This is a genomic window from Lysobacter sp. Hz25 (assembly GCF_046097045.1).
Classification (GTDB): Bacteria; Pseudomonadota; Gammaproteobacteria; order Xanthomonadales; family Xanthomonadaceae; genus Lysobacter; species Lysobacter antibioticus_B.
The window spans coordinates 2,305,019-2,319,697 of the sequence record NZ_CP175666.1 but is presented as its reverse complement, the minus strand read 5'-3'; the positions used below and the strand labels follow the sequence as shown (position 1 = coordinate 2,319,697).

Sequence of the window (14,679 nt, the reverse complement as noted above, 5' to 3'; positions counted from 1 at the left end):
TCGTGACCGAACAAACCCATCTCGGAGTGCAGCGCCGCAAATCCGCGGTCGCCGGCCTCGATGCCGCCGGCGTGCGCGCGGCCGTGCTCGAATCCTTCCTCAAACTGTCGCCGCGGCACGCCGTGCGCAGCCCGATCATGGCCGTGGTGCTGCTCGGCACGGTCCTGTCGGGGCTGATCACGATCTTCGTCCCCGGTCACCTCGGCTTCGGCGCCGCGGTCACCGTCATCCTGCTGGTGACGGTGCTGTTCGCCAACTTCGCCGAAGCCGTGGCCGAAGCGCGCGGCCGCGGCCAAGCGGCGTCCTTGCGGGCGGCGCGGCGCGACTTGGTCGCGCGCAAGCTCGACACCGTCGGCAAGAACGAAACCCGGGTGCCGGCGTCGAGCCTGAAGCCCGGCGACCGCGTCATCGTCTCGGCCAACGAACTGATCCCGGCCGACGGCGAAATCGTGCGCGGCCTGGCGACGATCAACGAGTCGGCGGTGACCGGCGAATCCGCGCCGGTGCTGCGCGAGGCCGGCACCGACCGTTCCGGCGTGATCGGCGGCACCAAGGTGCTGTCGGACGAGATCGTGATCGAAGTCAGCGCCGAGCCCGGCCACAGCTTCCTCGACCGCATGATCGCCCTGGTCGAAGGCGCCAACCGGCAGAAGACGCCGAACGAGATCGCCCTGACCATGCTGCTCGCGGCGATGACCCTGACCTTTTTGATCGTGGTCGCGACCCTGCCGTTCTTCGCCGGCTTCGTCGGCGCCAAGCTCGACCCGCTGTTGCTGATCGCCCTGTTGGTCTGCCTGATCCCGACCACCATCGGCGGCCTGTTGCCGGCGATCGGCATCGCCGGCATGAACCGCGCGCTATCGGCGAACGTGCTGGCGAAGTCCGGCAAGGCGGTCGAAGTGGCCGGCGACGTCGACGTGCTGCTGCTCGACAAAACCGGCACCATCACTCACGGCGACCGCCAGGCGACCGCATTCCATCCGCTCGCCGGCATCGATCATGCGCAGTTGCGCGATGCCGCCCTGCTGTCCTCGCTGGCCGACCCGACGCCGGAAGGCAAATCCATCGTGCGCCTGGCGCGCGAGCTGCACAGTACCGTGGCCGAGCCCGAGCGCGCCGACTACATCCAGTTCACCGCGCAGACGCGTATGTCCGGTGTGGATCTGCCGGCCGAAGCCGCCGGCGGCGCGCGCTCGATCCGCAAGGGCGCGGGCGATGCGATCTCCCAGTACGTACGATCGCTCGGCGGCGAGGCGACCAGCGAACTCGTCGCGCGCGTCGAACAAGTGGCGCGCGGCGGCGCCACCCCGCTGGTGGTGTCCGAAGGCCGCCACGTGCTCGGTGTGGTCGAACTGTCCGACGTGGTCAAGCACGGCGTCAAAGAACGCTTCGCCCGCCTGCGCGCCATGGGCGTACGGACGATCATGATCACCGGCGACAACCCACTCACCGCCGCCGCGATCGCGGCCGAGGCCGGCGTCGACGACTACATCGCCGAGGCCCGCCCGGAAGATAAGCTCGCCCGCATCCGCGCCGAGCAGGCCGGCGGGCGTCTGGTGGCGATGGTCGGCGACGGCACCAACGATGCACCGGCGCTGGCCCAGGCCGACGTCGGCTTGGCGATGAACTCCGGCACCCAGGCGGCGAAGGAAGCCGGCAACATGGTCGACCTGGATTCCGACCCGGCCAAGCTGCTGGCGGTGGTCGAAGTCGGCAAGCAACAGCTGATCACCCGCGGCGCGCTGACCACGTTCTCGCTCGCCAACGACGTCTCCAAGTACTTCGCGATCCTGCCGGCCTTGTTCGCCGCGGCGATTCCGCAGATGGCCGCGCTCAACGTCATGCGCCTGTCGAGCCCGAGCAACGCCGTGCTGGCGGCCCTGATCTTCAACGCCATCATCATCCCCGCGCTGATCCCGCTGGCCCTCGCCGGCGTGCGCTTCAAACCGGCCACCGCCGTCGCCCTGCTGCGCCGGAACATGCTGATCTACGGCCTCGGCGGCGTGCTGCTGCCGTTCGTCGCGATCAAGCTGATCGACATGGCGCTGGTGGCGATCTTCTGAGCCGCCTTGCACTCAAGGCCCCTCTCCCGCCCGCGGGAGAGGGGTTGGGGTGAGGGCCGCACATCTCGCGCCTCACCGACCACCACAGGACACCGACATGAACACCCATACCAGTCAAACCGCCCACATCGACGACCGCATCCCGCTGCGCGCCCCGCTGCTGTTCGCCGCCGTCGCCTTGCTCGGCTTCGGCCTGCTTTATTCGCTCACCGCCACCGCATTGGGGCGCCTGGCGTTTCCGTGGCAGGCCACCGGCAGCGTGATAGAACGCGACGGCCATGCGGTCGGCTCGCAGCTGATCGCGCAACCCTTCGCCGATGCCGGCTATTTCCAGGCCCGGCCGTCGGCCGCCAATTACGACCCCATGGCCGCGGCCGGCAGCAACATGGCGCGTACCAACCCCGACCTGCGCAAGCGCATCGCCGAGACCACCGCCGCGGTGGCCGAGCGCGAAGGCATCGCGCTGACGCAGGTACCGGCCGAACTGGCGACCCAATCCGGCGGCGGCCTCGATCCGCATATTTCCCCGCGCGCGGCGCAGATCCAAGCCGCCCGCGTGGCCCGCGTACGCGGCCTCGACAGCGCACAAGTCGAACAATTGATCGCGGCCCATACCGAAGCCCCGCAGTTCGGTGTGCTCGGCGAGCCGCGGGTGAACGTGTTGAAGCTCAATCTGGCCTTGGATGCGGCGCGCTGAGGCGGTTGTGGGGTTGAGGCGGTGTTCGCGGCGAGACCGGAACGGCGCTGTCGCGGCTTACGCCGCTCCTACCCAAGCACCGCGTTGCCTTTGCCTTTGCCTTTGCCTTTGCCTTTGCCGTGAAAGCTTGGCGCAGTACCGAACTCGCGAGAACAGTGGAGACCCGGAGGGCGCCGCACAGGACGTGCGGCGTTTTCCGATAAGACAGGGACGTCTTATCGGAAAATCCCGGCGCAAGCTGCGTACTCGCAGGGGAGCTTCGTCAAGGAAAGCCCTTTTCTTTGGTTACCTTTCTTTTGGGCTTAGCAAAAGAAAGTAACCCGGCCGCGTTAGCGGACGGAAGCTCTGCTCTTGCTGTGGCATCTCGAGAAGCAAGGTCAAACGCCAAGAGCTTCCGCCACTAAAGCGGCGGGTTACTTTCTTTTGTCTAAAGCAACAAAAGAAAGGTAACCAAAGAAAAATGCTTTTCTTTGAATCACAGGCCCGCACGAGCGGTGCATACGCGGGGCTTTTTCATACGGGACATCCTTGTCCCGATGAAAAACGGCCCGCATCCATGCGTGCCGCCCTCCGGGTCTGGATTTGCATCGCGAGATCGAAGCTGCGCACAGCAACAGCAACAGCAACAGCAACAGCAAGACTAGAGCCGAAGTAAAAAATCCGAGCGAACTGCCGGGCACCAGGCATCCCACAGAAACGACACGCCCACAACCCCAAACCACCACCCCATCACTACACCTCCCTCACCCACCCAGCGCACAATCCCCCTCATGACCGACCCGCGCAGCGCCCAAGCCGATGCCCTCATGGGCGAACTGCAACGCCAGGGCGCCGGGCGGCTGACGATCTTCCTCGGCGCCGCGCCCGGGGTCGGCAAGACCTACGCCATGCTCGGGCGGGCTCGCGAGTTGCAACGCCGCGGGATCGATGTGGTCGTCGCCATCGTCGAAACCCACGGACGCGCCGAGACCGGCGCGCTGGTCGAAGGGCTCGACGTGTTGCCGCGCAAGCGCCTGGACTATCAGGGGCGCAGGCTCGATGAGATGGACCTCGACGCCGTGCTCGCGCGCAAGCCCGCGGTCGCGCTGGTCGACGAGCTCGCCCACCGCAATGCCCCGGGCAGTCGCCACGAGCGGCGCTGGCAGGACGTTCTGGAACTGCTCGATGCCGGCATCGACGTCTACACGACGATCAACATCCAGCACCTGGAAAGTCTCAACGACGTCATTCACCGCATCACTGGCGTGCGCGTCAGCGAGACCGTCCCGGATGCGCTGTTCGACCGCCTGCGCGACATCGTTCTGGTCGACCTGCCGCCGCGCGAGCTGATCGAGCGTCTGCAGCAGGGCAAGGTGTATGTGCCCGAGCAGGCCGCGCACGCCTTGCAGGCGTTCTTCTCGCCGTCGAACCTGACCGCCTTGCGCGAACTGGCGATGCAGACCGCCGCCGACCGCGTCGACAGCGATCTGCGCGAGGCCCAGACCGCGCGCGGCCTGCCCGGGGTGCCGTTGCGGCGGGCGGTGATGGTGGCGATCGACGGCCTCGGCCAGTCGGAATATCTGGTGCGTGTCGCGCGGCGCCTCGCCGAACGACGCGACGCCCCGTGGCTGGTCGTGACAGTGCAGACCGGCGCTTCGCCCGACGAGGCGCGCCAGTCCGAACTCGACCGCGCCTTCGCGCTGGCCCGGCGGCTCGGCGGCGACACCGCGGTGCTGCATGGCAACAGCATCGTCGACGCCCTGCTTGACCACGGCGAACGCGCCGGCGTGTCGACCATCGTGCTCGGCCGCACCCGCGAGCGCCCGCTCGCGCGCATGGTCAACCGCACCCTGACCCAGCAACTGATCCAGCGCGGCGCGCATTACGAACTGACCATCGTCAGCACGCCGGAGGCCCGCGCCCGCGCCCGCCGTTCGCTGCGCCAGAGCAGCACCGTGCTGCGCAGCCTGCTGACCCGCAGCGACGCCGGCCTGGCCGTGGTCGCCGCGACCGTGGCCACGGCGCTGGCCTGGATCGCCGAACGCTGGATCGGGCTCGGCGATCTGTCGCTGATCTTCATCGTCGCCGTGGTCGTGGTCGCCGCGCGCACCCGCATGACCGCGGCGGTGATCGCCTCGGTCCTGTGTTTCCTTGCCTACAACTTCTTCTTCATCGAACCGCGCTTCACCTTGCTGATCGGCGCGCGCCAGGGCGTGGCGACGGTGCTGCTGTTCCTCGCCGCGGCGCTGGTCGCCGGGCGCCTGGCCTCGAAGCTGCGCATGCAGGTGCTGGCGTTGCGCGCGTCCAACGCGCACGCCACCGAGCTGCAAACCCTCGGCCGCGAACTCGCCACCGCGGCCGACGTCGGCCAGGTGGTGCGCGCCGGCCGCGACGCGCTCAGGCGTTCGCTCGGCGTCGAAGCCTTCATCTACATCGGCGCGGCGCCGCTGCGCGGCGAATCACTGCCGGAGATGGGCGACAAGGACCGCGCCGCCGCCGACTGGAGCCTCAAGCATCGCCAATCCGCCGGGCGTTATACCGACACCCTGGCCGGCTCGGAATGGTGGCTGCTGCCGCTCAAGGGCGACGGCGCCGCCGACGCGCCGGCCGCGGGCGTGATCGGGCTGCGCTTTCCGCCGTCGCTGACCCGGCTCGGGCCCGAGCAACGGCGCCTGGCCGAAGCGATGACCGACGACGTCGCCCAGGCGGTGCTGCGCACGCGTCTGGTCGCCGACCTCGAGGACTCGCGCGTCAGCGGCGAGACCGAGCGCCTGCGCTCGGCCTTGCTGTCCTCGGTCTCGCACGATCTGCGCTCGCCGTTGGCCTCGATCATCGGCGCCGCCAGCAGCCTGGACAGCTATGCCGAGGCGATGCCGCGCGAAGACCGCCACAGCCTGCTCGAAACCATCCGCATCGAAGGCGAGCGCCTGGACCGCTACATCCAGAACCTGCTCGACATGACCCGGCTCGGCCACGGCGGGCTGGCGCTCAACCGCGACTGGATCGGCGTCGACGAACTGATCGGCTCGGCGGTGACGCGCCTGCAGCGCTACGAGCCGCGTGCGCGCTTCGAACTGCGCATCGAGCCCGGCCTCGGCCCGATCTGGGTGCATCCGGCCCTGGTCGAGCAGGCGCTGTTCAACGTGATCGAGAACGCGGTGAAGTTCTCGCCGCCGGACGCGGCGGTGACGATCGACGCGCGCCGGGTCGACGGCGAGCCCGGTGCGGGCCCGGCGCAAGTGCTGCGCATCGACGTCAGCGACCGCGGCCCCGGCATTCCCGAAGACGAGCGCGCGCGCATCTTCGACATGTTCTACAGCGTCGAGCGGGGCGATCGCGGCCGCCAGGGCACCGGGCTCGGCCTGGCCATCTGCCAGGGCATGATCGGCGCCCATGGCGGCAGCGTGGTCGCCCTGCCCGGCCTGGCCGACGAGCAGGGTCGCCGCGGCACTACGATCCGGATTACCCTGCCGCCCATCGAACCCGCCGTGCCCGCCGCCCCATGACCGAGGATCGCGTTCCGCCTTCCGCCACGACGCCGCCCGCGCGCGTGCTGGTGATCGACGACGAGCCGCAGATCCGCAAATTCCTCGACATCGCCCTGCGCGCGCAGGGCTATGCGGTGGAGTTGGCCGACACCGGCGGCGCCGGCCTGGAGGCCCTGGCCACGCGCGGCGCCGACCTGGTCGTGCTCGACCTCGGTCTGCCCGACCGCGACGGCCACGACGTGCTGCGCGAGCTGCGCCAGTGGTCGAGCGTGCCGGTGATCCTGCTCACCGTGCGCGCCGGCGAGACCGAGAAGGTCGCCGCGCTCGACGGCGGCGCCAACGACTACGTGACCAAGCCGTTCGGCGTACAGGAGCTCATGGCGCGCATACGCGCCCTGCTGCGCGCGCACGGCCCGCAAGGCGAGACCCTGCCGGTGTTCGACGACGGCCGCCTGCACATCGACCTGGCCCGTCGCGAGGTGAGCCTGGACGGCGAAGCGGTGGTGCTGGCTCGCAAGGAATACGCTCTGCTGGCGATGCTGGTGCAACATGCCGGCCGCGTCGTCACCCAACCGCAGCTGTTGCGCGAGCTGTGGGGGCCGACCCATCAGGAAGACACCCATTACCTGCGCATCCTGGTCGGCAAATTGCGCCACAAACTCGGCGACGACGCCGCGGCGCCGCGCTACATCGCGACCGAACCCGGCGTGGGCCTGCGTTTCATCGAGAAGCGGTGAGCCGGGCAAGCGTCCCCGCCTCTGTAAGAGCGGCGTCGCCCGGGGATTTCCTGCGGCCATAGACCGCTCCATCGACCTCGCGGTTGCGAGGCCAGCGCGGTGACGCGGTCGCGGCTTGTGACCGCAGGAAATCCCCGTGGGACGCCGCTCCTACTCCTGTGTCGCCGCCAATACACCTCACCGCCGCGCTCAAAGGGTAGGAGCGGCGGGAGCCGCGACATCGGCCTCGCAGCTACGACGCAAATGCGGTGACGCGGTCGCGGCTTGCGCCGCTCCTACTCCGGTGTCGCCGGCAATCCGCCTCGCCGCCGCGCCCAAAGGGTAGGAGCGGCGCGAGCCGCGACATCGGCCTCGCAGCTACGGCGTCAGCGCGGTGGCGCGGTCGCGGCTTGTGACCGTAGGAAATCCCCGTGGGACGCCGCTCCTCCCCAAGAGCAGGCGCCCCGTCAGCCGTTGCCGTTGCCGTTGCCGTTGCCGTTGCCGTTGCCGTTGCCGTTGCCGTTGCCGTGAAGAGCTTGGCGCAGTGTCGAACTTGCGATGCAACCGTAGCCCCGGAGGGCGGCGCACAGGACGTGCGCCCAGCCTTTGAAAAGAAATGACTCGATAAGACAAGGATGTCTTATCGGAAAATCCCGGCGGACGCATCGAGCTCGCAGGGGAGCTTCGTCAAGGAAAGCCCTCCCTTTGGTTAGCTTTGACCGAAGGGAATCCAGACGGACTTTTGGGCTTAGCAAAAGAAAGTAACCCGGCCGCTTTAGCGGACGGAAGCTTTAGATCTTGATGTTGCCGCTTTGCGGCAAGAACCGCCGCGACGACAAACGACACGGTCGCGGCTTGCGTCGCTCCTACCCTCGCTCAGCAATCGACGACGCGAAATTGCAAATACGCGGTCGCGGCTTACGCCGCTCCTACAGGGGGCTCGGCCAGTAGCGCGGCGGAGTTGATACGACGCGAACGACCGGCCATGAACAGGCGGCGGCGAACAAAAATCGCGCGCAAAGAAAAACCCGGCAATCTTGCGATTGCCGGGCTTCTTTGTATGGCGCGCCCGGAAGGATTCGAACCTCCGACCCCCAAGTTCGTAGCCTGGTGCTCTATCCAGCTGAGCTACGGGCGCTGAGTTGAAAAATTATGACGGACGTTTTTCTGTTCGTCAACATTTTCTGTTTTGCTCTTTACGTCCTCATCGGCTGCGAAAACCCCGATGGATCTGCAAAGAAAAGCCGCCAGAAGCGGCTCTTTTGTAACTGGCGGAGAGTGAGGGATTCGAACCCTCGATAGAGCTTTTGACCCTATACTCCCTTAGCAGGGGAGCCCCTTCAGCCTCTCGGGCAACTCTCCGCATCACTTAACGCGGTGCGGGCGGGAAGCATAACGGCTCACCCGATTCGCAGCAAACTTTTTTTATCAGCCGCCGGTGTTCTTGCCCGAGTCGTCCGACGCATCCTCGCCGCGCTGGATGCGCTGATAGATCTCTTCGCGATGGACTGCGACATCTTTGGGTGCGGTAATACCGATACGCACCTGGTTCCCCTTGACGCCGAGCACGGTGACAGTCACCGAGTCGCCGATCATCAGGGTTTCGCCGACGCGACGCGTCAGGATCAGCATTGAAAACCTCCTCGAGCCGGCACCGCAGCGCCGGCGTTGGCATTCTTTTCCATCAGGAAGAATGCTTCAATTTGTACACAAACGTGAACCATCTTAGCGACCGGTCAAACCCGGTCGCAAGCGATAGAAGTCACTGTTCGCCATTCATACAAGCCTACTCTCAACCCACTGCGCCACGCCCGCAAGAGCCTTCGACAACGCAGGGCCGTCGTCACCGCCGCCCTGCGCCATATCCGGGCGGCCGCCGCCTTTACCGTTGATCTGACTGGCAACGTGGGCGAGCAGTTCCCCCGCCTTGACCTTGCCAGCCGCGCTTCCGTTCACTCCGGCGACCAAAGCCGCCTTACCGTCGCTGGCTCCCGCCAGCACGATTACCGCATCGCCGAGCTGCTGCTTGAGGCTGTCCACCGCCTCGCGCAACGCCTTGGCGTCAAAACCTTCCAACCGGGTCGAGACCACCCGCACCCCGCCGATCTGCGCCGCCGAGGCGGCCAGGTCGGTGGCGGCGCCGGAGGCGGCCTTGGCCTTGATCGATTCGAGCTCGCGTTCCAGCTTCTTCTGCCGGTCCAGCAGGGCCCGCAGCTTGTCGGCCACGTCGGCCGCATTGCCGCCGAGCAGGCGCGCGGCCTGCTCCAGACGCTGCTCTTCTTCGGCCACGTAGTCCAGCGCGCCCTGCCCGGTCAGCGCCTCGATCCGGCGCACGCCGGCCTGGACGCCGCTCTCGGAGACGATCTTGAACAGGCCGATGTCGCCGGTACGCGAAACGTGGGTGCCGCCGCACAGCTCGGTCGAGGCCTCGCCCATGCGCAGGACCCGCACGCGGTCGCCGTATTTCTCGCCGAACAGCGCCATCGCGCCGAACTCCAGGGCTTCCTGCATGCCCATCTGGTGGACTTCGGCCGCGTAGTTGCGGCGCACGTCGGCGTTGACCTGACGCTCGATCTCGGCGAGCTCGGCGTCGGTCATCGGGTTGAAGTGCGAGAAGTCGAAACGCAGGCGGTCCGGAGCGACCAGCGAGCCCTTCTGGGTCACATGGTCGCCGAGCAGGCGGCGCAGGGCCGCATGCAGCAGGTGGGTCGCCGAATGGTTGAGCACGGTCGCCGCGCGGCGGGCCTCGTCGACGGCGCCCAGGACGCGGTCGCCGCGCTTCAGGGTGCCGGCGGTCAGCTCGCCGATGTGGCCATGGAACTGGCCGGCGAACTTCTGGGTGTCGCGGACCAGGAAACGGGTGCCGGCTTCGTCGAGCTCGCCGGCGTCGCCGACCTGGCCGCCGCTTTCGGCGTAGAACGGGGTGCGCTCGAGGATCACGACCGCGTTGTCGCCGGCCACGATCTGGTCGACCGGCATGCCGTCGCGCAGCAGGGCGACGACTTCCAGGCCGCCCTCGGTCAGACGGTCGTAGCCGAGGAATTCGGTCGGGGCGAGCTTGGCGGCGAGTTCCGCCGGCATCGTGGTCTTGCTGCCGAAGTCGGCGCCTTCGCGGCCGCCCTGCTTCTGCTTGGCCATGGCGGCGTCGTAGCCCTCCATGTCCAGGGTCAGGCCGCGCTCGCGCGCGATGTCGGCGGTCAGGTCGGTCGGGAAACCGTAGGTGTCGTAGAGACGGAACACGTCGATGCCCGGGATTACCCCGGTCGAGCGCTCGGCCACTTCGTCGAAGATGCGCATGCCCGAATCGAGGGTCTGCGAGAAGCGTTCTTCTTCGGCCAACAGCGCGCGTTCGACGAATTCGCGCTTGGCCGCCAGCTCCGGATAGCCGTCGCCCATCACCTCGACCAGCGCCGGCACCATCAGATGGAAGAAGGGCTTCTTCTGCCCCAGCATCCAGCCATGGCGCAGCGCGCGACGGATGATCCGGCGCAGCACGTAGCCGCGGCCGTCGTTGGACGGCAGCACGCCGTCGACGATCAGGAAGGAGCAGGCGCGGATGTGATCGGCGATCACTCGCAGCGACTTGTTCTGCAGATCGTCGGTGCCGGTGAAGCGCGCCGCGGCGGCGATCAGGTGGCGGAACAGATCGATGTCGTAATTGCCGTGCACGCCCTGCAGCACCGCCGCCAGACGTTCCAGGCCCATGCCGGTGTCGACGCACGGCGCCGGCAACGGCAGCAGGCTGCCATCGGGCTGGCGGTCGAACTGCATGAAGACCAGGTTCCAGATCTCGATGAAGCGATCGCCGTCCTCATCGGGCGAACCCGGCGGGCCGCCGGCGATGTGGTCGCCGTGGTCGTAGAAGATTTCGGTACAGGGGCCGCAGGGACCGGTGTCGGCCATCTGCCAGAAGTTGTCCGAGGCGAACGGCGCGCCCTTGTTGTCGCCGATGCGGACGATGCGCTCGGCCGGCACGCCGATCTTCTGGTTCCAGAGCGCGTAGGCCTCGTCGTCGGTGTGATAGACCGTGACGAGCAGGCGTTCCGGCGCCAGACCCCAGACCTTCGTCAACAGCTCCCAGGCCCAGACGATGGCGTCTTCCTTGAAGTAGTCGCCGAACGACCAGTTGCCGAGCATCTCGAAAAAGGTGTGGTGACGTGCGGTGTAGCCGACCTGATCGAGGTCGTTGTGCTTGCCGCCGGCACGCAGGCAACGCTGGACGTCGGCGGCGCGCACGTAACCCGGCTTCTCGCTGCCGAGGAATACGTTCTTGAACTGCACCATGCCCGAGTTGGTGAACAACAACGTCGGGTCGTTGGCCGGCACCAACGGTGCCGACGGCACGATGGTGTGACCTTTGCCCCGAAAGAACTCGAGGAAATCGCTGCGGATTTCAGTGGTGGTTTTCATGCCTGGGATTATTAGCCTGGTCGGGAGCGGTGCCGCTCGACCGAACCCATGCCACCACGATGGAGGCATCGACTGGAACAGGCAACCCGGGACCCGAAAGCCGCGTAGCCTAACAGGCCCGGGGGCCTTATGTGCAAGGCCGTACGGTAAATATGTCCGACCGTTCAGTCGTCGGAACCGGAACGGTTCGCATTACGAGCCGTATCGCCGTCGAAGCCCCGCCGCATCAGCAGATCGGCGGCCTTGCGCCGCCTTGCCGGGTCGGCGGCGAAGTCCTCGCCATAGCGGCGCCGGACCAGATCGCGGGCGTTCTGCAGCCAGTCGCCTTCGTAGCTGGCCAGGGCGTCGGCGATGGTCTGGCTGTCGAGGCCGTGGGTGGCCAATTCAGCACGTATATGCAGGGGCCCATAACCATTGCCGGCGCGGCTTCTGACCATGCTTTCGGCGAAGCGGACATCGTTTTGCCAACCGGCCTCGGCAAGTTGGGCGACCGCGGTTTCCACCTCGCCGGCGTCGAGGCCGCGGGAGGTCAGTTTGCGGGTCAATTCCTTGCGCGAATGCTCGCGGCGGGTCAGCAGGCCGAGGGCCCGCTGGGTCGGGCTCTGCTCGCGCGGCGCCCGCCGGCGCTGGCCCCGGCCCGAACCGTCAGGGCGGCTTAGACTTTCGTCGAACAGTGCACTGGGTCGATCTTCCGCGGAGGCCGCGGAGGCCGGATCGAGCGGATCGGCGCCGCCCAGGGCGAGCTGCGCCTCGAAGCGGTCGGCTTCGGGCCAGGCCGAGCCGCCCGGAACGGACCGCTCCGGACCGTCGGCCTGGCCGCCAAAGCCGCCGTTTCCGGACGATTTCGAGGCGAACGGTTTCGAGCCGAAGCCCTTGGAGCCGAACCGTTTCGAAGCCGACGGCTTCAAACCCGAGCGCTTCGAGCCAAAGCCGCCGGAAAACCCGCCGCGCCGGCCGGTTTCAGAGGCGGAGCGCTCGGACGTGGTGCGCTCCTCAGCCGGTCCTTCATCCGGATCTATATCTGCATCGACATCCGCAGCTTCGTCTGGCGACGAAAGCAGCTGCGTACGGGGCACCGCCGGGCCCAGGGGCGACTTCGGCGCCGCATTGCCGGCTTCGATCGCACGCATCCGCGCGCGCAGCTCCTCGCGAAGCTGCGTGTCGCGGCCGGATTTGGGCATGGGCTGTACGCCCTGCCCGTCCGGGTCTACGGCGCCGCCTTCGCGACGCCGATCGTCGTGCCGATCCGACGTCATAGAGCCTTAACCGTTCAGAGCCGGAACCATTCAGAGCCGGACGATCATTCCTCGACGGCTTCGTCGCGCGGGGCGTCGCTCGGGACGTACTTCTCGCGCAGGGTCGCTTCGAGACGGGCGGCCAGCTCGGGGTTCTCCTTGAGGTACTGGCGGGCGTTTTCCTTGCCCTGGCCGATGCGCTCGTCGCCGCAGCTGTACCAGGCGCCCGACTTCTCGACCAGCTTGGCTTCCACGCCCATGTCGATCAGTTCGCCTTCGCGCGAGATGCCTTCGCCGTAGAGGATCTCGGTCAGGACCTGCTTGAACGGCGGGGCCAGCTTGTTCTTGACGACCTTGATCTTGGTCTGGTTGCCGATGATCTCGTCGCCCTTCTTGATCGCGCCGATGCGGCGGATGTCCAGGCGCACCGAGGCGTAGAACTTGAGCGCGTTGCCGCCGGTGGTCACTTCCGGACTCTGGCCCGGCATCATCACGCCGATCTTCATGCGCAGCTGGTTGATGAAGATCACCAGGGTGTTGGAGCGCTTGATATTGCCGGTCAGCTTGCGCAGCGCCTGGCTCATCAGGCGGGCCTGCAGGCCCGGCAGCTGATCGCCCATTTCGCCTTCGATTTCGGCCTTCGGGGTCAGCGCGGCGACCGAGTCGACCACCACCATGTCCACCGCGGCCGAACGCACCAGCATGTCGGCGATTTCGAGCGCCTGCTCGCCGGTGTCGGGCTGCGAGACCAACAGGTCGTCGATGTTGACGCCGAGCTTGCCGGCGTAGATCGGGTCGAGCGCGTGCTCGGCGTCGATGAAGGCCGCGGTGCCGCCCTTCTTCTGGCACTCGGCGATGGCCTGCAGGGTCAGCGTGGTCTTGCCCGAGGACTCCGGACCATAGATTTCGACGACGCGGCCCTTGGGCAGGCCACCGATGCCGAGGGCGATGTCGAGCATCAACGAGCCGGTGCCGATGACTTCGGCGGCTTCGACGGCGCGGTCGCCCATGCGCATCACCGAGCCCTTGCCGAACTGCTTCTCGATCTGGCTAAGAGCGGCGGAAAGGGCGCGCTTTTTGTTCTCGTCCATGGTGGTGTCCTTAAGTCGTGTCGTGGTGAGAGGAAGTTAGAGGAGGCGGATCGCAGAGGCTGAGACCGCGTCGCCTGGAAGCAAATTATCGCTCGCCGCGGCGGCGGTCAGCCGGGCGGCGGCTTGCGCCGGGGTCGGATTTCCCCGCGAAAACGCCGCGGAAATCGACTCGTCCAGGCCTTGCAGGGCGGCTTGTGCGGCCGGCACGGCGGCGCAGGCGCGCACCGAGCCATAGCGATCGACATTGGGGTCGGGCTTCGCGCGGGCCATCAGCGATTCGGCCGGACCAGGCCGCAGTACAGGCCCTCGATCGCGAAATCCTGATCGGGCTGGACCTCGATCGGCGCGTAATCGGGGTTGCGCGGCAGCAGGCGGATGCGGTCCTTGCCGATCTTCAGCAACTTGACGGTGATTTCGTCGTCGATGCGTGCGACCACGATCTGGCCCGAGCGCGCATCGCGGGTGCGGTGCACGCCGATCAGGTCGCCGTCGAAAATGCCTTCGTCGCGCATCGAATCGCCCTTGACCTTGAGCAGGTAATCCGGCGACGGAAAGAACATGTTGCGATCGAGCAGGACGTAGTTGTCGGCGCCGGCGTCCGCGCCGATCGGCGCCCCGGCGGCGACGCGGCCCAGCACCGGCAGGCGGATCGCCTCCTCGTTCGCCGAGATCCCGCCCATCGAGATCAGGCCCAGCTCGCGCTGCGCCTGCGGCGGCGGCTGCAATACGCGGATGCCGCGCGCCCGGCCCGGCATGCGTTCGATCGCGCCGGCGGTCTCGAGCGCATCGAGGTGGTACTGCGCCGCGCGCACGCCCTTGAAGCCGAAGGCTTTGGCGATTTCGGTCTGCGACGGCGGGAAACCCTCGGTGTCGATGCGCTCGGCGATCATCGCGAGGATGGCTTGCTGGGTGTCGGTCAGGCTCATGGTTAGTAGTATTACTACTAACAAACCATGGGAGCAAGTGTCTCCGCCAGTCATTTAATTGACAAAGTCAAACA

General features: G+C 67.2%; 10 protein-coding genes and 2 tRNA genes. 4 read left to right on the top strand and 8 right to left on the bottom strand.

Annotated elements, in window-relative coordinates:
* Window positions 1-2 precede the first annotated feature (2 nt).
* From kdpB to ACKN61_RS09830, 4 genes are all read left to right on the top strand, one after another.
* Window positions 3-2,063 carry a potassium-transporting ATPase subunit KdpB gene (gene kdpB, locus ACKN61_RS09845; RefSeq protein WP_408953312.1) on the top strand — a complete coding sequence of 687 codons (2,061 nt, stop codon included), beginning with the start codon at window positions 3-5 and terminating at the stop codon, window positions 2,061-2,063.
* 97 nt (window positions 2,064-2,160) lie between these two features.
* Window positions 2,161-2,760: a potassium-transporting ATPase subunit KdpC gene (gene kdpC, locus ACKN61_RS09840; RefSeq protein ID WP_408953311.1), complete on the top strand. Its 600-nt coding sequence runs from the start codon at window positions 2,161-2,163 to the stop codon at window positions 2,758-2,760.
* A gap of 770 nt (window positions 2,761-3,530) precedes the next feature.
* Window positions 3,531-6,245, top strand: a complete 2,715-nt coding sequence (locus ACKN61_RS09835) for an ATP-binding protein (protein ID WP_408953310.1) — start codon at window positions 3,531-3,533, stop codon at window positions 6,243-6,245.
* Entirely contained in the window at window positions 6,242-6,964 is a 723-nt protein-coding gene (locus ACKN61_RS09830) for a response regulator (RefSeq protein WP_408953309.1), read from the top strand. The genes ACKN61_RS09835 and ACKN61_RS09830 overlap by 4 nt, the downstream gene beginning before the upstream one ends.
* Window positions 6,965-8,004: 1,040 nt before the next feature.
* Here the strand turns inward: ACKN61_RS09830 and ACKN61_RS09825 are convergent.
* From ACKN61_RS09825 to lexA, 8 genes are all read right to left on the bottom strand, one after another.
* Window positions 8,005-8,081, bottom strand: a tRNA-Arg gene (locus tag ACKN61_RS09825).
* A 131-nt stretch (window positions 8,082-8,212) separates the two neighbouring features.
* Window positions 8,213-8,305, bottom strand: a tRNA-Ser gene (locus tag ACKN61_RS09820).
* 66 nt (window positions 8,306-8,371) lie between these two features.
* Window positions 8,372-8,575 carry a carbon storage regulator CsrA gene (gene csrA, locus ACKN61_RS09815; protein WP_031371770.1) on the bottom strand — a complete coding sequence of 68 codons (204 nt, stop codon included), beginning with the start codon at window positions 8,573-8,575 and terminating at the stop codon, window positions 8,372-8,374.
* 144 nt (window positions 8,576-8,719) lie between these two features.
* Window positions 8,720-11,353, bottom strand: a complete 2,634-nt coding sequence (gene alaS / locus ACKN61_RS09810) for an alanine--tRNA ligase (RefSeq protein WP_408953308.1) — start codon at window positions 11,351-11,353, stop codon at window positions 8,720-8,722.
* 164 nt (window positions 11,354-11,517) lie between these two features.
* Entirely contained in the window at window positions 11,518-12,027 is a 510-nt protein-coding gene (gene recX, locus ACKN61_RS09805) for a recombination regulator RecX (RefSeq protein ID WP_408953788.1), read from the bottom strand.
* Window positions 12,028-12,653: 626 nt separating this feature from the next.
* On the bottom strand, window positions 12,654-13,679 hold the full coding sequence (gene recA / locus ACKN61_RS09800; RefSeq protein ID WP_031371767.1) for a recombinase RecA: 1,026 nt from the start codon (window positions 13,677-13,679) through the stop codon (window positions 12,654-12,656).
* A 36-nt stretch (window positions 13,680-13,715) separates the two neighbouring features.
* On the bottom strand, window positions 13,716-13,949 hold the full coding sequence (locus ACKN61_RS09795; protein ID WP_031371766.1) for a hypothetical protein: 234 nt from the start codon (window positions 13,947-13,949) through the stop codon (window positions 13,716-13,718).
* Window positions 13,949-14,605, bottom strand: coding sequence for a transcriptional repressor LexA (gene lexA, locus ACKN61_RS09790; protein WP_031371765.1), 657 nt, complete (start codon window positions 14,603-14,605; stop codon window positions 13,949-13,951). The genes ACKN61_RS09795 and lexA overlap by 1 nt, the downstream gene beginning before the upstream one ends.
* Window positions 14,606-14,679: the final 74 nt, after the last annotated feature.